The 22,564-nt window shown below is 59.2% G+C and carries 29 protein-coding genes and 1 pseudogene; 13 read left to right on the top strand and 17 right to left on the bottom strand.

Features of this window, described 5'->3' with window-relative positions:
• Positions 1-5: 5 nt before the first annotated feature.
• Positions 6-938 carry a transcriptional regulator GcvA gene (gcvA, locus tag HY29_RS09830; RefSeq protein ID WP_034796365.1) on the top strand — a complete coding sequence of 311 codons (933 nt, stop codon included), beginning with the start codon at positions 6-8 and terminating at the stop codon, positions 936-938.
• Here the strand turns inward: gcvA and HY29_RS09825 are convergent.
• The 4 genes from HY29_RS09825 to HY29_RS18835 all read right to left on the bottom strand — a co-directional run bounded on the left by HY29_RS09825 (position 935) and on the right by HY29_RS18835 (position 2,223).
• A complete protein-coding gene (locus HY29_RS09825; RefSeq protein WP_277813019.1) occupies positions 935-1,402 on the bottom strand; it encodes a YcgN family cysteine cluster protein in 468 nt (155 codons plus the stop codon). The genes gcvA and HY29_RS09825 overlap by 4 nt on opposite strands.
• On the bottom strand, positions 1,381-1,662 hold the full coding sequence (locus HY29_RS09820; RefSeq protein WP_034796363.1) for a GNAT family N-acetyltransferase: 282 nt from the start codon (positions 1,660-1,662) through the stop codon (positions 1,381-1,383). Before HY29_RS09820 ends, HY29_RS09825 begins: the two co-directional genes overlap by 22 nt.
• A complete protein-coding gene (locus tag HY29_RS09815; protein ID WP_034796361.1) occupies positions 1,659-1,946 on the bottom strand; it encodes a GNAT family N-acetyltransferase in 288 nt (95 codons plus the stop codon). Before HY29_RS09815 ends, HY29_RS09820 begins: the two co-directional genes overlap by 4 nt.
• Before the next feature lie 106 nt (positions 1,947-2,052).
• Positions 2,053-2,223, bottom strand: a complete 171-nt coding sequence (locus HY29_RS18835; RefSeq protein ID WP_081811326.1) for a CsbD family protein — start codon at positions 2,221-2,223, stop codon at positions 2,053-2,055.
• A gap of 154 nt (positions 2,224-2,377) precedes the next feature.
• Here HY29_RS18835 and mnmC1 point away from each other — a divergent pair, with 154 nt between their 5' ends.
• The gene (gene mnmC1, locus HY29_RS09810; protein ID WP_034796359.1) at positions 2,378-4,243 is read left to right on the top strand and encodes an FAD-dependent 5-carboxymethylaminomethyl-2-thiouridine(34) oxidoreductase MnmC1; all 1,866 of its coding nucleotides are present in this window, start codon (positions 2,378-2,380) and stop codon (positions 4,241-4,243) included.
• Here the strand turns inward: mnmC1 and HY29_RS09805 are convergent.
• The 5 genes from HY29_RS09805 to HY29_RS19820 form a co-directional block, all read right to left on the bottom strand.
• Complete coding sequence (locus tag HY29_RS09805; RefSeq protein WP_034796356.1) at positions 4,223-4,432, bottom strand: hypothetical protein; 210 nt, start codon at positions 4,430-4,432, stop codon at positions 4,223-4,225. The genes mnmC1 and HY29_RS09805 overlap by 21 nt on opposite strands.
• A 56-nt stretch (positions 4,433-4,488) precedes the next feature.
• Positions 4,489-4,932, bottom strand: coding sequence for an envelope stress response membrane protein PspC (gene pspC, locus HY29_RS09800; protein WP_034796354.1), 444 nt, complete (start codon positions 4,930-4,932; stop codon positions 4,489-4,491).
• A gap of 12 nt (positions 4,933-4,944) precedes the next feature.
• The gene (gene pspB / locus HY29_RS09795; protein WP_051601390.1) at positions 4,945-5,199 is read right to left on the bottom strand and encodes an envelope stress response membrane protein PspB; all 255 of its coding nucleotides are present in this window, start codon (positions 5,197-5,199) and stop codon (positions 4,945-4,947) included.
• 113 nt (positions 5,200-5,312) lie between these two features.
• A complete protein-coding gene (gene pspA / locus HY29_RS09790) occupies positions 5,313-6,005 on the bottom strand; it encodes a phage shock protein PspA (protein ID WP_034796352.1) in 693 nt (230 codons plus the stop codon).
• A gap of 31 nt (positions 6,006-6,036) precedes the next feature.
• Positions 6,037-6,168: a hypothetical protein gene (locus HY29_RS19820; protein WP_267895808.1), complete on the bottom strand. Its 132-nt coding sequence runs from the start codon at positions 6,166-6,168 to the stop codon at positions 6,037-6,039.
• Between the two features lie 208 nt (positions 6,169-6,376).
• Here HY29_RS19820 and pspF point away from each other — a divergent pair, with 208 nt between their 5' ends.
• Complete coding sequence (gene pspF, locus HY29_RS09785) at positions 6,377-7,465, top strand: phage shock protein operon transcriptional activator (protein WP_034796350.1); 1,089 nt, start codon at positions 6,377-6,379, stop codon at positions 7,463-7,465.
• Between the two features lie 5 nt (positions 7,466-7,470).
• On the opposite strand, the gene HY29_RS09780 is transcribed toward pspF, so the two are convergent.
• Together HY29_RS09780 and HY29_RS09775 are read right to left on the bottom strand one after the other, a co-directional pair.
• Positions 7,471-7,830, bottom strand: coding sequence for a response regulator (locus HY29_RS09780; RefSeq protein ID WP_034796349.1), 360 nt, complete (start codon positions 7,828-7,830; stop codon positions 7,471-7,473).
• The gene (locus HY29_RS09775) at positions 7,827-9,596 is read right to left on the bottom strand and encodes a PAS domain S-box protein (RefSeq protein ID WP_162176710.1); all 1,770 of its coding nucleotides are present in this window, start codon (positions 9,594-9,596) and stop codon (positions 7,827-7,829) included. The genes HY29_RS09780 and HY29_RS09775 overlap by 4 nt, the downstream gene beginning before the upstream one ends.
• A gap of 355 nt (positions 9,597-9,951) precedes the next feature.
• Between HY29_RS09775 and hpf the strand changes: the two genes are divergently transcribed.
• Together hpf and HY29_RS09765 are read left to right on the top strand one after the other, a co-directional pair.
• Positions 9,952-10,545 carry a ribosome hibernation-promoting factor, HPF/YfiA family gene (hpf, locus tag HY29_RS09770; protein WP_034796344.1) on the top strand — a complete coding sequence of 198 codons (594 nt, stop codon included), beginning with the start codon at positions 9,952-9,954 and terminating at the stop codon, positions 10,543-10,545.
• Between the two features lie 23 nt (positions 10,546-10,568).
• Positions 10,569-11,039 carry a PTS sugar transporter subunit IIA gene (locus HY29_RS09765; protein WP_034796342.1) on the top strand — a complete coding sequence of 157 codons (471 nt, stop codon included), beginning with the start codon at positions 10,569-10,571 and terminating at the stop codon, positions 11,037-11,039.
• A gap of 90 nt (positions 11,040-11,129) precedes the next feature.
• Here the strand turns inward: HY29_RS09765 and HY29_RS09760 are convergent.
• Both HY29_RS09760 and HY29_RS09755 read right to left on the bottom strand, forming a co-directional pair.
• Positions 11,130-12,071 (bottom strand): annotated as a pseudogene (locus tag HY29_RS09760) (NAD(P)H-dependent flavin oxidoreductase); the annotation flags it as partial.
• A gap of 66 nt (positions 12,072-12,137) precedes the next feature.
• Entirely contained in the window at positions 12,138-13,403 is a 1,266-nt protein-coding gene (locus tag HY29_RS09755; protein WP_034796337.1) for a Y-family DNA polymerase, read from the bottom strand.
• Positions 13,404-13,495: 92 nt separating this feature from the next.
• On the opposite strand from HY29_RS09755, the gene HY29_RS09750 reads away from it, so the two are divergent.
• The 7 genes from HY29_RS09750 to rpoN all read left to right on the top strand — a co-directional run bounded on the left by HY29_RS09750 (position 13,496) and on the right by rpoN (position 18,718).
• A complete protein-coding gene (locus HY29_RS09750) occupies positions 13,496-13,960 on the top strand; it encodes a GNAT family N-acetyltransferase (protein WP_034796336.1) in 465 nt (154 codons plus the stop codon).
• Positions 13,957-14,424: a YaiI/YqxD family protein gene (locus HY29_RS09745; RefSeq protein ID WP_034796334.1), complete on the top strand. Its 468-nt coding sequence runs from the start codon at positions 13,957-13,959 to the stop codon at positions 14,422-14,424. Before HY29_RS09750 ends, HY29_RS09745 begins: the two co-directional genes overlap by 4 nt.
• A 55-nt stretch (positions 14,425-14,479) precedes the next feature.
• Positions 14,480-15,094: a ribonuclease D gene (locus HY29_RS09740; protein ID WP_034796332.1), complete on the top strand. Its 615-nt coding sequence runs from the start codon at positions 14,480-14,482 to the stop codon at positions 15,092-15,094.
• Positions 15,095-15,183: 89 nt separating this feature from the next.
• Complete coding sequence (lptC, locus tag HY29_RS09735) at positions 15,184-15,858, top strand: LPS export ABC transporter periplasmic protein LptC (protein WP_051601389.1); 675 nt, start codon at positions 15,184-15,186, stop codon at positions 15,856-15,858.
• Positions 15,845-16,372, top strand: coding sequence for an LptA/OstA family protein (locus tag HY29_RS09730; protein ID WP_034796330.1), 528 nt, complete (start codon positions 15,845-15,847; stop codon positions 16,370-16,372). Before lptC ends, HY29_RS09730 begins: the two co-directional genes overlap by 14 nt.
• A gap of 99 nt (positions 16,373-16,471) precedes the next feature.
• Positions 16,472-17,206 (top strand): LPS export ABC transporter ATP-binding protein, encoded by a 735-nt coding sequence (gene lptB / locus HY29_RS09725; RefSeq protein ID WP_051601388.1) that lies wholly within the window; start codon positions 16,472-16,474, stop codon positions 17,204-17,206.
• A gap of 21 nt (positions 17,207-17,227) precedes the next feature.
• Complete coding sequence (rpoN, locus tag HY29_RS09720; RefSeq protein ID WP_034796328.1) at positions 17,228-18,718, top strand: RNA polymerase factor sigma-54; 1,491 nt, start codon at positions 17,228-17,230, stop codon at positions 18,716-18,718.
• A gap of 7 nt (positions 18,719-18,725) precedes the next feature.
• On the opposite strand, the gene HY29_RS09715 is transcribed toward rpoN, so the two are convergent.
• From HY29_RS09715 to HY29_RS09705, 3 genes are all read right to left on the bottom strand, one after another.
• Positions 18,726-19,526 (bottom strand): S1/P1 nuclease, encoded by an 801-nt coding sequence (locus tag HY29_RS09715; RefSeq protein WP_034796383.1) that lies wholly within the window; start codon positions 19,524-19,526, stop codon positions 18,726-18,728.
• Between the two features lie 85 nt (positions 19,527-19,611).
• On the bottom strand, positions 19,612-20,448 hold the full coding sequence (locus HY29_RS09710; RefSeq protein WP_034796326.1) for a ribokinase: 837 nt from the start codon (positions 20,446-20,448) through the stop codon (positions 19,612-19,614).
• The gene (locus HY29_RS09705) at positions 20,445-21,368 is read right to left on the bottom strand and encodes a nucleoside hydrolase (RefSeq protein ID WP_034796323.1); all 924 of its coding nucleotides are present in this window, start codon (positions 21,366-21,368) and stop codon (positions 20,445-20,447) included. The genes HY29_RS09710 and HY29_RS09705 overlap by 4 nt, the downstream gene beginning before the upstream one ends.
• Before the next feature lie 53 nt (positions 21,369-21,421).
• On the opposite strand from HY29_RS09705, the gene cdd reads away from it, so the two are divergent.
• Complete coding sequence (cdd, locus tag HY29_RS09700; RefSeq protein ID WP_162176709.1) at positions 21,422-21,865, top strand: cytidine deaminase; 444 nt, start codon at positions 21,422-21,424, stop codon at positions 21,863-21,865.
• Here cdd and HY29_RS18470 read toward each other — a convergent pair.
• Entirely contained in the window at positions 21,862-22,407 is a 546-nt protein-coding gene (locus HY29_RS18470) for a thioesterase family protein (protein ID WP_162176708.1), read from the bottom strand. The genes cdd and HY29_RS18470 overlap by 4 nt on opposite strands.
• Positions 22,408-22,564: the final 157 nt, after the last annotated feature.

Below are 22,564 nucleotides of genomic sequence, written 5' to 3'. Positions count from 1 at the left end.
TATTCATGCCCGATCCTACTGACCGTCTACCGCCCCTGAACGCCCTGAGAGCCTTTGAAGCGGCTGCACGGCGCCTGTCGTTTACACAGGCTGCCGAGGAGCTGAATGTCACGCCCGGCGCGATTTCACAACAGATAAGACAGTTGGAAGAATATGCCGGAACGCCGCTGTTCAAGCGTACGGGGCGTTCAGTTTTGCTGACAGATGCCGCGCAGGCCAGCCTGCCGCTGGTGCGTGAGGCATTTGAGAGAATTTCTGAAGCCGGCCGCATCATGCAGGCCCCTGCCCGCAAGGGCCGGGTCATGGTCTCCTGCGCGCCGTCTTTTGCCGCGAAATGGCTGGCCCCGCGCCTGGACGGCTTTCACCGCCAGCATGAGGATACCGAGGCCTGGATCTCTGCCGATATGGGCCTGACGGACTTCACAACCGCCGATGCCGACTTCGCTATCCGCTATGGCCGCGGCAATTATGAGGGGCTGAAATCAGAAAAGCTGATGGATGAGACCGTACTTCCGGTCTGCTCGCCTGCCCTGCTGGAAGGCTCGGATGCCCTTCGCAAGCCGAGCGATTTACGCCACCACACGCTGATCCATGATGAGAGCAATGAGAACGATCCGTCCTGTCCGGACTGGGCGAGCTGGCTGCGCGCGCGCAATGTGAAGGATGTCGACGGCACCCGGGGCCCGCGCTTCAATCAGGCGATCCTTGTGATCGAAGCCGCCGCAGCGGGCCGCGGGGTTGCCCTGGCCAAGCGCGCCATTGCCGCCGCTGACCTTGCCTCCGGCCGCCTCGTCGCGCCCTTTGCCGATGGGTCCCACCTGATCGATTTCGGCTACTGGATCGTGCACCCCAAAGGCCGTCACCTGACGCCGGACGTACGTGATTTCATCAAATGGCTGAAAGCGGAAGCGACCAATAGCGAAGTGGTCGGCGTCTAGGGCTCGTTGCCCTCCCAGTCGACAATCCAGTCTTCGGTATCTTCCTCGAACACGGTGTCTTCGGAAACTGTGCGGCCGCGAATGGAGTGGCCTTCCTCGTGAATGCGCTCACGGTCTCCGCACACGAGATAATGCCATGACGGCAGATCCTTGCCCTCATGGATCAGGCGATAGGCGCAGGTCTTCGGCATCCAGCGGATTTCTTCCACTTTTTGCGGCGTGAGGATGACGCAATCCTCGACAATCTTCTTGCGGTTCTCATAGTCTGCGCACTGGCAGGTGCCACTGTCGAACAGGCGGCAATGCAGGCGCGTATAGGCAATCTCGCCCGTATCCTCATCTTCCAGCTTCAGCAGGCAGCATTTGCCGCATCCATCACAGAGCGACTCCCATTCCTGCCGGTTCATCTGGTCGAGCGTCTTGGTTTTCCAGAACGGCTCGCTCATGCCTGAATAGCAGCCCATTCAGGCGTCTTCTCGATCAGCGCGCTGGCAAACCAGCAGGACGACGAGACCGTCTCCCCTGCTGCGATGATGTCTTCCATGGCGCGCTTGACCAGTCGCTTGCCGATGCCACGTCCGCCAAGTTCTCCCGGCACAATGGTATGGGTGATGTGCTTGTGGCCCGCCTGAGGGCGCTCATAAGTGAGGTACGCCTCAACGCCATCCTGATAGAGGCTGTAGCGCTGATGGGTTTCGTCATGCGTGATATCTGCGGTGCTCATGCCAGAACGTCCTGCCATTCGGTGTGTTTTTCGATTTGCGCCTTGGCGAAGGGGCAAAGCGGAATGATCTTGATGCCATCCCGCCGGGCATCCTCCACGGCGCGCCTGACGAGCGCGATGCCGACGCCAAGTCCCCCCAGCTCTTTCGGCACGCCGGTATGATCGATGATGATGCGGCTGGTGCCCGCTTTCGAATAGGTCATCTCGGCCTCATGGCCATTAACGACCGATACATAGCGCCCGCCGGTGTCACCATCCTCGCGTTTGATATTGATCTCGGTCATGCCGTGCCTCGTCGCCTGTCTTGCGCCTTATTTGGCCCCGGCCTGAATTCGGCGCAAGGAAAAGCCGCCCCGTGAAGGGCGGCTTTCGCAGTCTGGCCAATAAGGCCTAGTCTTTCAGGGCGTCTTTGACGTCACCGGCCGTGTCGCGAACTTCGCCTTCGGCCTTGTCCATCTTGCCTTCAGCCTGAAGCTTTTTGTTGTCGGTCATTTCACCGGCAGTTTCCTTGACTTCACCTTCAGCCTTCTTGGCAGCGCCTTTGATATGTTCCTTGTCCATATTTCATCTCCTTCTTGCTCTTTACTCGCCGCTTTCTAGCGCGGTCATACAATCAACGCGCGGAAACGCTGAACGATCCGATTAAATCCCGGAGAGGTTTCAGTTCTGCCATGAGGCCTGTTCAAACGGGGCCTTCGAGGATACCCCATCGCACATGACCCGCCTGCTGAAACACCCCACCATCGACTGGAAGGATGATGGCACCCCCGTCGCCCGGGAGGCCGGTGACGTTTACTTCACAGCAGGCGACGGCCTTGCCGAAACGCGCGCGGTGTTCCTGAAAGGCTGTGGCCTGCCAGAGGCCTGGGCCGGACGCGACCAGTTCACCATTGCCGAAACCGGCTTTGGCACGGGGCTGAACTTTCTGGCACTGGCAGAGCTGTGGGCGGCGCACCGCCCTCACCCTGCGGCCTGGCTGCACTTTGTCAGCTTCGAAGCCTATCCGATGACGCAGGAAGATGCAGCGCGGGCACTGGGCGAATGGCCGGAACTGTCCGAGCTGTCAGACCGGCTGCTGAAAATCTGGCCTGCGCCAGTCATCGGCGTGCGCCACCATGTCTGGGAAGACCTTGGCATCACGCTGACGCTTCACATGGGCGACATTCATGAGATGCTGCCGGCCAGCCGGTTCAAGGCAGATGCCTGGTTCCTGGACGGGTTCAGCCCCGCCAAGAATGAAGACATGTGGGCAGAGGATTTGTATGGCCTCATCGCGCAGAGGTCTACGCCCGGTGCTAGCATAGGCACATTTACCGTGGCCGGATCAGTCCGGCGCGGGCTGGCCAGTGCAGGCTTTGACGTGGCCAAGGCACCTGGGCATGGCCGCAAGCGGGAAAGGCTGGAAGCACGGCTGACCACGCCGCCTGCTCCGCATCCGGACGCTTATGGCCTGCGCGCGCCATATCCAGAGAATTCTTCTTCCGCTTTCCAAAGCATTGCCATTCTGGGCGCAGGGATTGCCGGGGCATCCGCCGCGCGGGCCCTGACTGCGCGCGGTGCGGATGTGACCGTATTCGACCGAGCCGGCCCCGCCAGCGGCGCAAGCGGCAATCCCATCGGCCTGATGATGCCGCGGCTGGATGCGGGCGACACCGTGCAAGCCCGGCTGTTGATCGATGCCTATCTGGCTGCACGCGAAGCCTATCGCGGGCTGGATGGCGCGCACGAGACAGATGTGCGGCAAATGCCGAAGGATGAGACCGAGCGCGCGCGATTTGAAAAACTGCTGGCCGATCCACCCCTGCCGCTGGAGGATCTGGAAGCCATTTCCGGCGGCGGACTGCTGCACAAGCGCGCCCTGATCGTGGAACCGCGCAAAGTGGTGACAGGTCTGCTTGAGGGCATCACATTGGGAACGGGTCCGGTGGATGTTTCTCTGGCAGAGCGCCGTGTGAATGGCCACCGCTATGACGCGATTGTTCTGGCCAATGCCATGGGCATGCTGGAACAGATCAACTGGCTGGGCCTCGAAGGCCGCCTGGGACAGGTCGAGCATCTGACCGGCGCGGCAGAGGTGGCGCCGGATGCGATGGCAAGTGGCCATTATGCGCTGGCCCTGCGCGACGAAAGATTATGGGGCGCGACGTTTGAGAAAATTCCGGCTGGCATAGCGCCAGAGGTTTCGGATGCGGCGCGAGACACCAATGCCGAGGCGCTGCGGCTTCTGTCCCCCTGGTGGAAGGGCGATGCAAAACGCCACCCCATCACCTCCCGCGCGGCCATCCGCGCGACAACGGCGGACCGCCTGCCCCTGATCGGCACTGTGACTGACCGGGATGCGGCGATTGAAACATTTGAGGGCGTACGAAAAGGACGCCCTGCCGATGCGGACGCCCCATTACTACCGGGTATTTTGATGGTGAACGGCTTTGGTGCGCGTGGCTTTACCTGGGGCCCATGGGCCGGGCAGATCATTGCCGCCCAGCTTCTCGGTGGACCATCACCCGCCAGCGTTCAGGCTCTGGAGGCCGTCAGCCCCATGCGCCTGATCCTGAGAGCCTTACGGCGCAGTGAAATCTGAGTTACCAAAGGCGCGGGCAATACTGAGACGTACACCCCCGTCTTCATGAGGAGAGAAGGTCATCTGGAGCCCGCCGAACTCCAGAGCCATGCTTCCTTGCGTGGCTGCGCCAATCGCGATCATCGTCAGAATGATCAGGGAGACACCTCCCAGCAGCCAGTTATTTGTCAGTAGCGTCCCCTTACGCATTTTTCCGGTCCTTCTCGTCGGATATTGAGGGTTATGTCTGGAAGCTGCGGCTGCCTCTAGTTACCGCGCTCCAGGTCCCGGAACTCTTTGCGCAGGCGCCACTCGTCAGATGTGACCTTGCGTTCGATATCCCGGAGACGTTCATCGAGATCCATGAATGTGTATTTCAAGTTCCCGAAGGTGACGCGCGGGCGGTCATTCACATTCCGCCAGAAGACATCTTCTTCCGGAGACATGGGGCGACCGCCCAAGGGCGTACGCGGCGTGATCATCCACAGAACGATGTAGAGGATGATCGCGAGCGGCCCCATGATGAAGAAAAATCCGAGCACGGCCAAAATGCGTACAAGGACAGGTTCCCAGCCGAAACGCTCGGCCAGGCCGCCACAGACACCGGCAATTACCTTGTCCTGGCGGGAGCGGTAGAACCGCTTGGGGTTAGGGGAACCGTACCTGTCTTGATAGGCAGGATCACGGTCAGGGCGGGGATGGCGGGACATAAGCTTAGGTCCTTAGTCGTCAAAAGTGGGTCTGGAAGAGCGGGGCGGACGGCGCTGGCCGTCCTGTTCGCTCTGCTCAAGGAGGGCTTCGAGGGTCTCGATCCGGCGCTCCATGGCGCGGGCCGATCTCCAGAGGTCCTCCATCATCCGCTCATCATCCGGCATCAGGGTTTTTTGCTGCCGCCACTTCGTAATGTAGTGGAAGATCATTCCCGGCAGGACAATGAAGAGCGAAACGATCGCAATGACTGGCAGAAACTCGTCCATCACGCGGCCTCTTCAACCGAAGAGCCCTGCTTGGTGCGAGCCTGGGCAATCAGCCCGGGGGCACACACCAGCGTCATGAAGCCAGTCAGGCAGGCGAGAGAAAACAGCATCTATCAACCCTCCACTTTCTTCGTGGACGCCTTCGCGGAAGACTTCGCACGCTTGGCTTTCAGGGCTTCAAGCTCCTTCTCGACGCTCTCGTCGCGCTCCAGGGCGGCGAACTCGGCGGCCAGATTTGGCTCATGACCCTTGATCGTGTCGGCATAGGCTTCCATCTCGTCGACCTTGCGCTCAATATTGTTATAGCGCGCGAGGGCTTCATCGACCTTGCCGTCATAGGTTTGCGACCGCATGCGGATCCGCTGTTCGGCGGCTTCGCGGCGCATCATCAGGGCACGATGCTTTGCCTTGGCCTCATCCAGCTTGGCTTGCAGCTTGGACAGATCGTCCTGGCGCTTTTCAAAGGCTTCTTCAGCCGCAGCCATCGCAGACTTGCGGCGTTCGATCTCGCCTTCGGCCTTCTGCTTGGCGCTCAGCGCGCCGCGGGCCAGATCTTCACGACCCTTGTCGATGGCCAGTTCTGCCTTGGCAGCCCACTCATCACGGGTTTTCGTGAAGTGAACGATCTCGCGTTCCATTTCTTTCTTGTCCGCCATGGCGCGGGCCGCTGCAGTGCGGACCTCAACCAGCGTATCTTCCATTTCCTGGATGATCAGGCGGGCGATTTTTTCAGGGTTTTCGGCACTGTCGAGCATCGCGTTGATGTTCGAGTTGATGATGTCGCCGAGACGGGAAAACAGACCCATTTTTAAAGTCCTTTCGTATCTGGGGGGAGGATTAGAAGAACAAGCCGCCGAGAAGCACACCGGCACCGAAAAACATCCAGCTTTCGGCTGGGCGTGTGGAAAGCCAGCGGCCAAAGCGGCCAGCATCCGAGCGGGTTTCTGAAGTGTTGTAACGGTCGTCCATTTCAGTTTCGTCCTTCTGGGTTGAGCAACGCCCTGTCGCTCTGAGCCCTTCTTTCATTTCAAGGACCGTGCCAGTTTCGAATTAATTTTATAAGTCATTGATTTTTATAGGTATATAAGTTTTCCGCGAGTGCGCATTAAAACTAATTTTGTCAATTCCACTAAATTTATGTGTGGATTTAGTTTCTATATTTAGCTATTTTGACGAAATGATTAGTGATAATACCCAACTCATTGGTGAAGCGCCGGCTTGGCTGAGTGCGCAGGAGCATGTTTCGCGTGTCGCGCCACTCGACAGGCCCATCCTCGTCATCGGAGAACGCGGGACCGGCAAGGAATTGATCGGGGAGCGCCTGCACTTCCTGTCGAAACGCTGGGACGGCCCCTTCATCAAGGTGAATTGCGCGGCCCTTTCCGAAACGCTGCTGGACTCAGAGCTCTTCGGCCATGAGCGCGGCGCATTCACGGGCGCTACCGAGATGCGGCGGGGCCGGTTTGAGCTGGCCGATGGCGGCACGATCTTTCTGGACGAAATCGCCACCGCGAGCGCGCAGGTGCAGGAAAAGCTGTTGCGCGTGATCGAATACGGCGAATTTCAGCGCGTGGGCGGCTCCAAAGTCCTCACCACGAATGTGCGCATCATTGCCGCCACGAATGCCGATCTGCCCTCCATGGTCGAGCGCGGCGAATTTCGGGCAGACCTGCTGGACCGACTGGCCTTTGACGTGATCACTCTGCCGCCACTGCGCGCGCGCCCCGGAGATGCAAGCCTGCTGGCCGATCATTTTGCGCGGCGTATGGCAATCGAAATGGCGCAGGACTTTCCGGGCTTCGCGCCCTCCGCCGTCGCCGCCATGGAAGCGCATGACTGGCCGGGCAATGTCCGGGAACTGCGCAATTTTGCCCAGCGGCTGGCGCACCGCTCGATGATGCTGTCGCCGGATGAACCGGTGCTGTTTGATCAAAGCGCGCTGGACCCGTTTGACTCGCCCTGGCGGCCCAAATCCGGGCGCGCCCCCAAGGCCTCGCCCGCCCTGAAAGCTGATCCGGACCGCATTCGCCAGGATGAAACCATTCCGGCAGACTTCCCGTCGCAAGTGGCCGCCTTTGAGATGCAATTGATTGATGAGGCCTTGAGCCTGTCAGAGGGCCATCAAGGCAAGGCGGCAGATTTTCTTGGCCTGACCTATCACCAGTTCAGGGGCCTCTTGAAGAAGCATGACTATGGCAAGAATCCCGGCAAGGCAGACCCTCCAGGCAAAGGGACACCTCTCAAGGGCCCCATTCGCGGCATGTAGGAAGATCAGCAGCACTCCGGCTTGCACATATCTCTCAGCTCACAGATCAACTTTGGAACATTCACGGGCTTTGGATGCACCAATATGTCAGAAAATTCCGGCGGCAGCTGCCACGCATAATTGCCTGACAAGAACATGAAGGGAATATCCTTATCCTTTAGAGCATTCGCAACCGGGAAGGACGCCGTGCCATACAGGTCAATATCCAGAATAGCCGAGCAGATGTCATGCGTCTCCAGTGCGGTAAGCGCGGCCTCTACACTGCCAGCCGGGCCTTTGACATCATAGCCCTGTCCCTCCATCTGGATCTTCAGATCATAGGCAATCAGGAAGTCATCTTCGACAATAAGCACTGAGCGCTTCATGCCACACCCTCCACCGGGAACTGAAAGCGAGCATTCAGCCCTTCCTCTGCATACTCGATATGGGCCTGCCCACCGAGTGAGTGGGACAGACTTTCTTCGATCAGCACACTGCCAAAGCCTTTCCGCTCTGGCGGAGAAGCTTTCGGGCCGCCTCTCTCGCGCCAATCCACGATGACTTCCGTACGGCCATCCTTGCCGAGTTTTGCACTCCAGCTGACAGACACACTGCCGGTCTCATTCGACCAAGCCCCGTATTTCACAGCGTTCGTCGCCAATTCGTGCAGGATCAGACCGAATGCATAGGATGCTTCCGGCCCCAGAATGATCGGCGGCCCGGACATGGTAACCCGCTCGGCCTGCGGGGACGTATAGGGAGAGACCTGCTCACTGACTAATTGCGCAACATTCGCAGAGCTTCGGGTCGTGGCAATAAGCAGGTCATGACAGGCCGCAATGGCCCGCAAGCGTCCTGAGAAAGACTCCCGGAACGCCTCAATCGAACTTTCCACATGCATTGTGTGAGAGGCGATCGCCTGAACCATGGCAAGAGAATTCTTCACGCGGTGGCTGAGTTCCCGTACAAGCATCTCGCGCTGCGATTCAGCCAATTTCCGCTCAGTAATATCAATGCCAGACGGAATGATCTCAGTCACACGGCCCGCCTCGTCAAAGCAGGGCGCAAGCTGAAAATCAACGGGAATGCGCTTGCCGTCTGCACCGCAAATCTCCACGTCGAAACGCATCTGTTCACCAGCGGCCGCCCGCATGACTGCGTCACGAATACTGGCTTGTACATCCGGATCATAGCTCCACCAGGCACATTCCCAGAATTTCTTGCCGACAACATCCTGGCGCTGAAGCCCCCCAGCCATCAGGGACGGCTTGTTTGACTCAAGAACAGTGCCGTCAGGCCTCAGCAGGCCGACCAGGGCGACGACATTGTCCAGAATTCTGCGTTGACGGTCCTGGCTTTCGCGCAGCCTGATCTCGGCATCCTTGTGCTCGGTAATATCCTGAAAAGACACCGCAAAGCCATCATCAACCTTTGCGGCAGTGATCCGTAGCCAGACTATGCCATGAGTTTGCCTAGGGTAACTGATTTCGCCCTGCCAGGTCTCGCCGGTTTCCACCACTTTCTTATAGGCATCAAACAGACCGAGACTGCGATTTGACGGCATCACCTCCAGCAGACGAGCACCGATAAGGTCCGCTTTGGATTGCCGCGAGATCATCTCCCCTGCCGGATTTACGAAATCCCAGACAAAGTCGACAATCTCGTTCGCTTGATCGCGCAGGCTGTGCAGGAGCATGAAGCCGTCGGGACTGGTCTGCTGGTAGCCACGAAACCTGGCTTCACTCTCATCCAGCGCTTGCCGAACACGCTTTTGCTCCGTGATGTCATCCAGTACGGAGATGAAATAGCGTACCTTACCCTCTGTATCACGTATGCAGCTGACGCTCAGATTCACCCAGACGATGTGGCCCGCTTTGTGAAAATAGCGCTTTTCCAGCTTGTAGCCTTCGCGTCGCCCCTCCCGCACCTCTTTCAGGAAATCCAGATTGGTATCCAGATCCTCCGGATGGGTGATATCCTGAAATCTCAGCGCCTCAAGCTCAGCCGGGGTATAGCCGAACATCTCGGCGACCCGCTTATTCATACGCAGCCATTGTCCTTCGGGTGAAATATAGGCGATGCCTACCGCCGCATTTTCGAAGGCATTCCGGTACAGGATGTCGCCTTCCTCCATCATGGGCGAAAAGCTCATATTGTGCGCGTAGGAAGAAGGCATATGCAGGAACAATCGTATGAAACTATCAGGAAACCGCATCCCCAAGTCTGGTAAAGCATGTCGGCAAGTAATTACCGCCATCCTAAAACATCCCCCGAACAGCATTTCGGGCTGCGTCTTACTGCGAAAAGCCAAGGATACAGGACAAATGCCGTGCGGGATGTCCCGTATTTCCCGTACAAAATTTAAGGTTCAGGAGAGCGGATATTCAGGGAGCAAGTCTTGAGACGTGGCCGGGCCAGCCCCAAGTCAAATACAAGGCCGATTAGATTCGCTTCCGGCCAAATTCTGGGTCATAATCAGACCCTTACAACAATGAAGGAGTCCGCCCGTGCAGATACAGATTACTGGCAAGCATATGGATCTCGGAGAAGCTCTGCGGAGCCGTATTGAAACCGGACTGGAGGCGGCCGTCAGTAAATACTTCACCCGAACGGGAGACGCCCGCGTTTTCGTATCCCAGCAGGGCCCGTTTGTTGAAGTAGACTGTAATGTACACCTGCCTTCCGGCATTATCCTTCAATCCACAGGCAAGGCGGAAGAGCCCTATGCCGCGCTGGAAGACAGCCTGAACAAGATGGAAAAGCGCGTGCGCCGCTACAAGCGCCGCCTTAAAGACCATCATTCCGGCACATCCGCGCCCATGCCCTCTGAACTGGCCTCGGAATCCGTGTTCAAGGTCAATGGCTATGACACCGATGAGGACGAGTCCCCCGAAGTGACCGATGATACGCCACTCACCGTAGCTGAAACCTCGGTTTCGATCCGGACGATGAGCGTTTCAGAGGCAGTTATGCAGCTTGAACTGCAGGAAGTTCCGGCAATCATGTTCAGAAATGCTGGCCATGAAGGCCTGAATATGGTCTACCGCCGCCCAGACGGGCATATTGGTTGGGTAGATCCGGAGAATGCCCGGAAGACCTAAGCCGGAAGACGGAAAGCAACTTCATGGCCACTGATCTGACGTCCCTGCTGGAAGGCGGGGTAATCATACCATCGTTCGAGGCGACCAGCCGGAAACAGGCCATTCATGCCCTGGCAGAAGCCTTGGCTGAAAAAGTGGGCCTCAGCGCGCGCCTGATCGAAGATGCCGTTATGGAGCGTGAACGCCTGGGATCAACGGGCGTGGGAGAAGGCGTTGCCATCCCCCACGCACGCCTGGAAGGCATCGAAACGCCCACAGGCGGCTATATGCGGCTGGTTCACGGCGTAGACTTTGAAGCCATTGATGAGCGTCCGTGCGACCTCATCTTCATGCTTCTGGCCCCGAAAACAGCTGGCGCAGACCATTTGCGGGCCCTGGCCCAGGTCAGCCGCGCCTTCCGCCAGAGCACTGTGCGTGATGCGCTGAGAGAGGCCTCGACGGAAGAACAGGTCCGCGCGATTGTCTGCCGCGAAGCTGCAGATACGCCAGCCTGACGCCGACCGTAATATCAGACACAAAGAAAAAGCCCGCCGGATCGAACCGGCGGGCTTTTTCTTTGTGTCACAAGGCATTAGCCTTTCTCCTCATCTCGGCAAACGCGAAACGACGTCGTGATATTCGGCCAGGGTTTCCTCGAAAATCTGTGCGACAGACTTCACCTGTGTGATCCGGCCCGCCACCTGACCGGTCAGCGCGATACCGGCTTCAAGGTCGCCGCCAAAATAGACATCCTGGGTATTGGCAAATTCTCCGAAAATATTCTCCACCCCCTCCTTCTGGATCCGGTCGGTCCGCTCTGTCCGAAGTGCGCGTAGCGCTGGCCCCGGTCCGGACCGGTTGAGGAAGACCGTATCGGTGGCCTCCGCCTTCACGATCGCCTCTTTCCAATTGGAGTGAACAGGGCTTTCCTCCGATGACAGGATACGCGTGCCCATCAGCACGGCCTCTGCACCCAGCGCGAAAGCCGCAGCCATGCTGCGCCCATCCGTAATGCCGCCAGCCGCGACAACCGGTACATCAACATGCTCACAGACCAGCGGGATCAGCACCATGGAGGCGACATCCTTCGGATTCTTGAAACCGCCCCCTTCCCCGCCTTCCACGATCAGACCGTCCACGCCCGCCTCAATCGCCCGCAGGGCGCCCTGCAGCGAGGGGACAACGTGGAACACGGTGAGGCCGGCTTCCTTCAACATGCCGGTATACTTCATCGGGTCGCCCGCAGACGTGGTGACGAATTTGATCCCCTGATCAATCACGAACTGGACGATATCGGGATCACGCACAAAAGCCTGCGCGACATTCACGCCGAACGGCTTGTCCGTTAGCGTCTTCATCTTCTTGATCTCTTCCCGCACGGCGTCCAACTCGCCCGAAGATGTCTCGATAATGCCCATGCCCCCGGCATTCGAGACGGCAGAGGAGAGCTGGGATCGGGCAATCCAGCCCATGGCGGCCTGAATGATCGGCTTTTCGATGCCGAGCATCTCTGTGATACGTGTCTTTACCGGGGCTGACGCCATGTGAACTCTCCCTTTTTTATGGGAGTAAAGGAAGGTCGATTGGCTGGCGCGGCAAGCCCTCGCCTTGCGTCAGTCTGACCGGGTCGTCAGAAAGTCATTGAGATCCGGCACACGGCCAAAGGCAATCTTTGCCCCGGCATAGCCGCCCGGCGGTTCCTTGCGCGGCCCCAGCGAGACAATACAGGCTCCATTGCGCGCATTCAGGGCGTCCATCGCATCCGTCACCCGTTCCCAGCGCGAACGGCTGGAGACCTGGTCGGCATGCTCAAACAGGTCCGCGCTGACCTCCCCTGGCCGGCTGATTGTGTGCAGCACGACAGACAGCTTCTTCAGCCGTCCACCGTCCAGTGCCTCCACCCCGACATCAAAGATCTCGCACGCCTTCTGCAGGAAGGTGTGATCATCCCGCGCCGGGAAGAAAGACATGTCCCCACCCCAGCGCCGACCGTCCTGTGCCCTGAGAGAGACATGGACACCCGCCGCCAGATAGGCCTCCCGCCGCAAACGCCGCGCCGCCTTGGCCGTCAGCAGGCGCAGGCAGTCCCGCGCCTTTACCGGATCGCGCCATTCCATCGACAGAACGCGGCCATGGCCAAACATGCGCCGCTCCGTCTCTGGACGCGACACCGCATAGCCACGCAACTGGGCCCAGAGCCGCTCGCCCTCCACACTGTTCCAGATGGCGCGCGCCTGTTTCGGCGAAAGATTCCACAATTGCTCCACCGTATGCACGCCAGCCTGAACCAGCCGTACATGCATGCGGCTGGAAATACCCGGCAGGTCTGTCAGCTCAAGATCAAACAAGGGGCCCGGCAAATCTTCCGGGCGCAGCATCACAAAGCCATCAGGCTTGTTCATCTCCGCGGCCACCTTGGCCAGGAACTGGTTCGGCGCAAGCCCGATAGAGGCCGTCAGGCAGGCCCCGATATTCTCGCTGAGCCCGCGGCGGATGGCCATTGCAATGTCCTGGCCTCGCGCCCGCTCGGCTCCCAGCAGGCTGCACTCCATCTCATCCACAGACCAGACCTTGCGTACCGGAACATGGCGATCGAGTTCCTCAAGAATCTTGTGGTGCAGGCGCACATATTCATCATGCCGGGCCAGCGGTAGGGCCACGTCGGGACATAATTGGCGCGCCTCCCGAACCGAGGTACCACGTCTCAAACCATGAGCTTTCGCCAGGTAGCATCGCGCGATAAGGGAAGTATGCTCAGAGGCAAGCGGCACAACGCCTACCGGACGCCCACGCAGCTCCGGCCGAAGCAATTTTTCAGCATTGGCAAAGAAAGCATCAAAATCGATGTATAGAGACTCAATCTCGGTCGGTTGGCGCATGCTGGTAACCAGGAAAACATATCTAGAACACAAAGAGAACATTTTAGCACTATGAGTCAAGCATCCATCTTCGTCCTGAAAGGACACCCCGCATGATCCTGAGAGCGCCTACGCCGGAAGAACTGCCCGGCCTGTCAGATTTGTGCCTCAGATCCCAAGCCAGCTGGGGCTATGACGGCAAGATGCTGCAGGCCTTCCGGAAAAGCCTGACCCTGAAACCTGAAGAGCTGGAAACAGACGCCCTGATGGTCGCCGAGGATAAACGCGGCGTGGCGGGCATGGTGCAGCTGTCCATGAATACTGAGACGCTGGCCCAGGTGAAGAAATTGTATGTGGCGCCAGACCGGCTGGGAGAGGGCACAGGCAAGCTGCTATATGTCTGGGCCTGCCGGACAGCGCAGGGAACTGGCGCAGAGGATTTGCTGATCGTCTCTGACCCGCAGGCGGCAGGCTTTTACGAGCATATGGGTGCAGTCCGCATCGACAAGACAGAACCGAGCCCCATTCCCGGCCGTGCCCTGCCCTGCCTGATCCATAAATTGCAGACCCCGACATGACAGATGTACGCATCCTGGTCGATGCCGATGCCTGCCCGGTCAAGGACGAAATCTACAAGGTGGCCCTGCGCCACAAGGTGCCCGTCGTGATCGTGGCCAATTCCTATATGCGCATTCCCGAGCACACGCTGATTTCGCGCAAGATGGTGACCGACAGTTTCGATGCCGCAGATGACTGGATCGCTGAACAAGCCGATGCGGCCAGTATCGTGATCACGGCGGACATCCTGTTGGCCGACCGCTGTCTGAAGGCAGGCGCGCGGGTACTGTCGCCGACCGGCAAGCCCTTTACGGACGCCTCAATCGGACCGGCTATTGCAGTTCGCGCGATCCATGCCGACCTGCGCGCAGGCCTGGGCGATGGCATTGCCCGCGGCCCGGCCCCCTTCTCCAAGGCAGACCGCTCGCGTTTCCTGTCCGCCCTCGACACCGCGCTCCAGGCTGCGCAACGCGACCAGGGCTGATCGTTTCGTCACTTCAGGCACTTGCCCTTAACGCCTGTCATGCTACAGCCTCGCCATGAACGGCATCAAATTACACAAGGGTGACCTGCCCGCAGGACTGGACTTCGGACCGGTCGTGGCAGTCGACACCGAAGCGATGGGGCTGAACCTTCGCCGCGACCATCTCACACTCGTGCAGATCTCCTCCGGAGACGGCAGCGCGCATCTGGTGCAGCTAAGCCGGGACTATGACTGCCCGAATCTGAAAAAGCTGCTGAGCGATCCGAACATCCTCAAGATCTTCCACTTTGCCCGCTTTGACGTGGCCATGATGAAACGCTGGATGGATGTCGATTGCGGCCCTGTCTGGTGCACCAAGATCGCCTCCAAGCTGGCGCGCACCTATACAGACCGGCATGGCCTGAAGGATGTGGCGCGCGAAATCGCTGGCGTGGACATGTCCAAGGCACAGCAAAGCTCAGACTGGGGTGCAGACGACCTGACAGATGCGCAGCTGCAATATGCAGCGTCTGACGTGCTGCACCTGCACAAGATCAAGGCTGGCCTGGAAGACATGCTGAAACGCGAAGGCCGGCTGGAACTGGCCGAAGCCTGTTTCGCCTTCCTGCCTATTCGCGCACGGCTCGATATTGCCGGCTGGGACGAAACAGACATTTTCGCCCATAGCTGACACTATTGTCATGCCTTCGCCGCTTTCGTTAGTGAGTGTAGGCCGCTAAACAGGTTTTTGAACTTTCACAGCAGGCACTCCCCGCAGGCATGGACGCCGTAAAGCACCACGATCCGGCATCATTATGGGCCCCGCGCCGCCAGTTAACCCTGGCGCAGGCGCGCCAACGGTCACAACGTGTCCGCTATCTGCGCCTGGCTTTCACGGCATGTGCCGCCATCGCGATCGGCCTGTTCCTCGGCTACATCATCCGCAGTGCCATCGCGAAGGACACCTCCCCTGTGCAGGTGTCCGAGGATGAAACCGTCACCATGCTGAACCCCCGCTTCTCAGGCCGGGATTCGACCGGACAGAGCTTCCAGATCACGGCAGACGCAGCACGGCGCCGCCGCGCGACAGGCTCTCTGGTAGATCTGGTCAATCCCGTTCTGATTGACGAAACCGGCAGCGAGATCAGCGCCCCGTCGGGCATGTATGACCGCGATTCCGGCATTCTGGAACTTTACGAGGATGTGCGCATCTCTGACGCGAACGGATATACGTTCATGACATCCGGCGCTCGCGTCTTTGTCGGCGAAGGCCGTGTCGAGGGCCTATCTCCCTTGCAAGGCAGAGGGCCTCTTGGCGATATCAGTTGCGACACGTATGAAGTTCTTGAAGATGGCAACCGCGTCGTCTGCAAGGGAAATGTCAAAACGGTGATCTATCCTGCTCCAAAGGAGACACCCGTAACAGGTGAAGGTGAAGCTGATGGCTCTCAATAAGGTTCTTGTTGCCCTGACGGCCCTGACAGCCATGGCCATGCCGGCCGCGGCGCAGATCTCCTCACAGGGCGGTCCGATCTATCTGAACTCCGAACGCACAGAAAGCCTGGAGCGGGAACGCAAGGTCCTGCTGATCGGCAATGTCGACATTCAGCAGGGCGATGCCCGTCTGCGCGCCGACACGGTGACGCTGATCTTCGCCGAGCGGGCCGCGGCCGAAGACAGCGCATCAGGCGGCCTGGGCGGCGGTTTCGGCCAGATCCAGACCATGCTGGCGGAAGGCAATGTGTTCTATATCACGCCGGAAATGAAGGCGAAGGGCAATCGCGGCAGCTATGATGCGGCCAGCGATACCATCACAATGACCGGCAATATTGCCCTCATGCGCGAGCGCGATGTGGCCGAGGGCGAAGTGCTGACCGTTGAAGTCGGCAAGCGCCGTACGACGCTGGATGGCGGCAATGGGCGCACCCGCATGGTGATCGAGCCAGAGAACAAATCCAGCGGAAACTGAACAAATTTAAGCAGGATCGTGAAGCCGATCTTAAGTATGTAAGAGTAAGCCCTTCTCCGGGTGGCAAAAATCCCGGAACATGAAGGAAGTAGTGTAGAGATGACCGAGTCGGCCGAAGGCCTTGTCGTTGAGAATATTGCCAAGTCTTTTGGCAAACGACAGGTCGTGCGCGACGTCTCTCTCAGCCTTCAGCGCGGGGAAGTTGTCGGCCTGCTCGGACCCAACGGGGCCGGCAAGACGACCTGCTTTTACATGATCATGGGCCTGATAGGCGCCGATTCGGGAAAAATCTCGATCGACGGTGAAGACGTAACCCGTCTGCCCATGTACCAGCGCGCACGCCTTGGCGTGGGCTATCTTCCGCAGGAAGCCTCGATCTTTCGGGGCATGAGCGTGGAAGAAAATGTATTGGCCGTTGCGGAACTGGTCGAAAAGGACCGCGCGGCGCGAATGGCACAGGTCGATAGCCTGCTCAGCGAATTGCATGTGGAACATCTGCGTGGCCAGGCGGCCACGTCCCTGTCCGGAGGCGAACGCCGCCGGGTGGAGATTGCCCGCGCGCTCGCATCCCGTCCGAGCTTCATGCTACTGGATGAACCGTTCACCGGTATCGACCCGCTCGCCATTTCCGACATTTCCGAACTTGTCCGCTATCTGAAGCAGCGCGGCCTGGGTGTTCTGATCACAGACCACCAGGTACGTGAGACGCTGCAGATCGTGGACCGGGCCTATGTGATGTATGAAGGCGAAGTCCTGTTCAACGGCACACCGCAAGATGTGCTGACGAATGAGGAAGTGCGCAGGGTCTATCTGGGTGAACAGTTCGCCGCTTGAGGAAAGGCGCGGGCTTAGAGAATGAAACAGTCACTCGACATGCGCCAGGGCCAGTCCCTGGTAATGACGCCGCAGCTTCAGCAGGCGATCAAACTGTTGCAACTCTCCAACCAGGAACTGACAGAGTTCGTGGAAGCCGAAATCGAGCGCAATCCCCTGCTGAACAAGGCAGAGGAAAATGATGGCGGCAACGGTGAGACAGATAGCTCCAGCAAGAACGACCAACTGTCCCTAGACGATTCCTCCGGCCTCGGAGAAGCGCGCGAACAACTGGATGCCCCCGGCGAGGATGTCTACGAACCGGGCACCGGATCTGACGCAGCCATGCCCGCCGGTAATAGCGGCCCTTCCGCCAAGGCCGACTGGTCTGGCGTTGGTGGCAACAGCTCGGGCGAAGATTTTGACTACACAGCCAATCTCAGCTCAGAAGTCTCCCTGCACGAACATCTGCACACACAATTGAATTTTGCCGGCCTGTCTGCGGCTGACCGCCTGATTGCGGCGCGCCTGATCGATGAAACAGACGATAGCGGCTATATGCGCGGCGAACTGGAGGATATCGCAGAGGCGCTTGGCGCAGATGTCGCGAACGTCGAAGCGGTCCTGGAAGTCTGCCAGGGTTTTGACCCGACAGGCGTCATGGCGCGCTCGATTCCCGAATGCCTCAGCCTGCAGCTGAAAGAGCGCGGCCGGTATGACCCAGCCATGCAGGCCATGGTCGAAAACCTGCAAATGGTCGCCAGGCATGACCTCAAGGCCCTCGCAGAGGTCTGCGGTGTCGGCAAGGAAGATCTGCTCGACATGATGTCAGAGCTGCGCCAATTGTCCCCCAAGCCGGGCTCCGGCTTTTCCAGCGATGCATCTGTCGCCGTGACACCGGATGTGTTCGTCCGGGAACTGCCGAATGGCACGTTCGCCGTGGAACTGAATTCAGACAATCTTCCCCGCGTGCTGATGGACAAGGCCTATTATGCCGAAGTCACAGCGCTGCCGATGCGGGAAAAGGAAAAGGAATTCATTTCAGAATGCGCGGCGTCTGCCACCTGGCTGGTCAAATCTCTAGATCAGCGTGCACGCACCATTCTGAAGGTGGCGAGTGAGATTGTGCGCCAGCAGGATGCCTTCTTTGCGCATGGGGTCGCCCATCTGCGGCCGCTGAACCTGAAACAGGTCGCAGATGCCATCGAGATGCACGAGTCGACCGTCAGTCGCGTTACAACCAACAAATACATGTCGACACCGCGCGGCTTGTTCGAGCTGAAATACTTCTTCTCAGCCGCCATCCCCGCGACAGGGGGCGGCGAAGCGCACTCGGCCGAGGCTGTCCGTTACCGGATCAAACAGCTGATTGATGGCGAAGATGCCGATGATGTGCTCTCCGACGACCAGATCGTGGAAATCCTCACCGGCTACGGCGTCGAAATCGCCCGCCGCACGGTCGCCAAATACCGCGAAAGCCTGCACATCCCCTCAAGCGTCCAACGCCGCCGGATTAATCGGGCGAGCGCCTGAGCCCACTTTACTCGATTGCAGATGTATCGGCCTGCGGCTCGAACATACGGTTCAGATAGGCCGCGAGGCGGACGCCGCCCTTGCTCATCTGCTCATTGAGGATCGGCCGGGCCATATAGGCATAGTCGTAGGACAGGATCTGGTTTTCCGGATAGATCGTATCCCGAATTGCCGCACTTTCATCTGCCCACTCTGCCGGACGGGCTGAAGCCCATTCAGACATCTGGTCCGGTGTGATCTTCTGTTCCAGCCATTTGGCCCATTCGGAGAAGGACAGCTCTTCATACTGAATTAGCTTCTCGTCCCACACTTCGTGCAGGTTTGAGATCTGGTCAAAAAAGACGACTTCCACCCAGTTGCCGCCCCGGTCTGTACCGTTGCCAGCATGAAGCGGCTGGTGAAGGTCCCCCACCAGATGAACGATGAAGCGCAGGGCCAATTGGCGGTCTTCCAGAGACGCATTGGGGTCCACGGCCAGGGCCCGGAACTTCTCCAGTGCGGTGATGGCATCGCCGCCTTCCGGCGCCGTGGTCTCCTCATAGGTCATGCCCTGCGGGATGGTGACATAGTGCCAGGGATTGGCTTCAGAGCGCCAGAATGTATCCGGATTGGAGCGCATGTAATCCGGCCAGTCGGCAGCCTCTGCCAAACCTTCAGCCCCGAGGATCTCTTCCACCGCTTCGGCAGCCGGTTCGCTCAGATAGGATTGCGCAACCTCGCCAATGATGCGGTGGCCGGTCTTGCCCCAAGCGGCCGCTGGAAGGGCCAGGGCGGCCCCAAGAATTGCACTGCAGATCAAACGGAGCATAGCGCCACCTCCAAACATCACATGTATGGCCAGAAAGGCTTATCTGGCGGTCACGTCAATTCCCTGACATGTGAAACTCTCGCGACTAAAGCCAGGCATCGAGGTCCAGCCGCTTTGGCAGGCTGGGTTGTGCGCCGGGCTTTGTGCAGGCAACCGCGCCCGCCACGACTGCGAAGTGCAACGCCTCTTCTGGCGACTTGCCCTCAATCAGGGCCACTGTCAGCGCCGAGGTAAAGGTGTCCCCTGCCCCGACAGAATCCAGGACGGTCACCTTGGGCGGCTCAGCCCGCGCGACTTCCTTGCCACCGCGCCACAGCGTTGCCCCTTCAGAGCCGAGCGAGATGGCGATCCATGCGTCCAGCCTGTGCAGGGCACCGCCATAGAAGGCCGCCTCTGTTTCATTTACGCTGATCAGGTCAGCGGCCGCCAGCAGCTCGTCTGGCACACCCATTGCCGGTGCCAGATTGAGGCTGACAAAGCCTGTCGCCTTGCGGGCGGCGGCCAGCAGCGTTTCCGGGCTGACTTCCAGCACGCCCATCATATGCTCGATGTCTAGGAATTCGATGTCCGCCGGGCGCAGGACGGTATTCGCGCCGGGGCATACAACGATCTGGTTTTCGCCGTCTGCTGACACAGCAATCAGGGCGACACCGGTCGTTTCACCATTCACATGCTGTACGCCGGACAGGTCCACATTGCCGGCCTGAAGCAGTTTGAGCGCTTCTTCCGCCATGTCGTCTGCGCCAACAGCGCCTGCCAGCCGCACCTCTGCGCCGAGCCGCCGGGCCGCGAGTGCTTGATTGGCCCCCTTCCCACCCGGATGGCGCGCGAGCTTTGCTCCGGTCACAGTCTCGCCCGGACGCGGCAGCTTGGGCCCGGTCGCCACGATATCCAGATTGATCGATCCGACGACGGTGATCATGCGGCCTCCACCAGACTTTTCAGAAGGTCAAAGAAACCATCCGCATCTGCCCGCGTCACCCATCTGTGCGGGCCTTCCGCGGTGCGGGAAACTTTGGTTTGCCCGAAGCGGACGCCGGAATTGGTCTCTACCGTGACGGCGACAGTCTTGCTGTCGAACAGCTCGGGTGCGAGCAGCCACGCAATGGTGGAGGGGTCGTGCATCGGCGTGCTCTTGCCCTTCCATTTCTGCTCCAGCGCATTCGCCGCTTCCAACAGTTTCACCAGAATGGCCGCGCGCTCTCCGGACATCGCGCGGAAGACATCCACTCTTTCCGGCAGAGCGCGCACCTGATGCGTCGCATCCAGCGACAGGATCGTGGCCGACACATCGGCACTGAGCACGATCTCTGCAGCATGCGGGTCTGCGAATACATTGAATTCGGAGAAAGGCGTGATGTTGCCGCCTTCGGTGTCCGCACCGGCCATGAGGATGAGTTGATCGATATTCCCGGCAATATCGGGCGCCATGACGATGGCGGTGGCCAGATTCGTCATCGGCCCGGTCACGACCACGGACAGCCCCTTTGGCCCGGCCGCACGCAATTGCTCGATCAGCACATTTACAGCATGGCCCGGTGCGAGCGGCGTCTTGGGATCAAACGGGTCGAGCCCCGCAATGCCGCTCTCACCATGGAATTCCTCCGCCGTGACGGGCGTGCGTACCAGAGGGCGTGGACATCCGGCATGAACGGAAACATCCGTGCGGCCCATCAGATCGCACATCATGCGCGCATTCCGGCTGGTCAGGTGCAACGGCACATTGCCGGCAACAGTGGTGATGGCCCGCACATCCAACGCAGGACTGGCCAACGCCATCATCAGCATGACGGCATCATCCACACCGGGATCACAATCTATGATGAGGGGTAATTTCGTCATATGGGTCGCCAGATCTTAAGTCTTTCACACTATACACAAGGCTATCCTGCCTAATGTTTAAGCAGGTGCTTGACCAGAGGATATCGCTTTTGCCCCAGATCGATGATGCCCTAATGGACCGACTGACAAAGGCCGCCATGGCTGCTCGGGAAAACGCCCATGCGCCCTATTCCAGCTTCAAGGTCGGGGCCGCTGTGCTGGACGAGCAGGGACGTATCTTTTCAGGCTGCAATGTCGAGAACGCCTCCTACCCGATGGGCACCTGCGCCGAGCCGTCTGCGCTAGGCGCCATGATCACAGCCGGGGGCAAACGCTGTTCCGTCGTCCTCGTCATAGGCGGTGAGGGCGGGCTCACCCCATGCGGCGGTTGTCGCCAGAAGATTGCGGAACTTGGTGGGCCGGACAGCCAGGTGCTCAGCCTCGCAGCAGATGGCAGCGGCCTGGAAAGCTGGACATTGGCAGAGCTGCTGCCGAGCGCCTTTGATCTGAAGCCTTAGGCTTTCTCAGCTGCGCGCCCAGCGGCCTTTGCCTGCAGATCTGCAATCGCATCCAGATATCGCTGACCCAGTTGAGGGCTCTCAACAGAAAGCCCCAGCGCCTCCAGTGCCATCTCTGCCGTCACCTTGGTTTTCCGGCGGCCTGTGAGACGCGCAACCATGCGACTATCTGCGATCAACTTGCCCTTGCTGTAAAACTCGTGCCGGAAGCAGATATAGCAATCTTCCCATCCGACCATCTGCGTACGCACTTCAAACTTCTGCGGGAACTTCATCATGCGATAGAAGGTAAGGGATTCATGCTGAATCACCGGTATCCAGCCGCGCTTACGGAAGGCTTTTAGTGCGCCTGTCCGCCCCATGAAATTCATGATGCCGAGGTCTGTGAAAGAGGAATAACGGGAGTTCGTCATATGACCCATCGGGTCCTGATCGCCCAGCCAGACAGCGGATTTGACGATGTGCACATCCAGCAGATTGGTGCGCTGGCTGGAGAAGAAGGCTGGCAGGAAAACGCGCAGGAAACGAAAGAACAAATTCATGCCGGGCATCCATCCCGTTTACCGTGTCTGCTTACAGACTGGCATGCTGTCTCTTTTCTCAGGATCATGTTCCTGTCCTCCCGGCCCGACTGGCAAAGCCCCCGCACTTAATGCCATGAATAGTGCAGCTCAGATGCCACCTCGCAAGAAGCACGCC

Source organism: Hyphomonas beringensis, assembly GCF_000682755.1.
Taxonomy (GTDB): domain Bacteria; phylum Pseudomonadota; class Alphaproteobacteria; order Caulobacterales; family Hyphomonadaceae; genus Hyphomonas; species Hyphomonas beringensis.
This window is presented reverse-complemented; position numbering and strand designations above follow the sequence as displayed.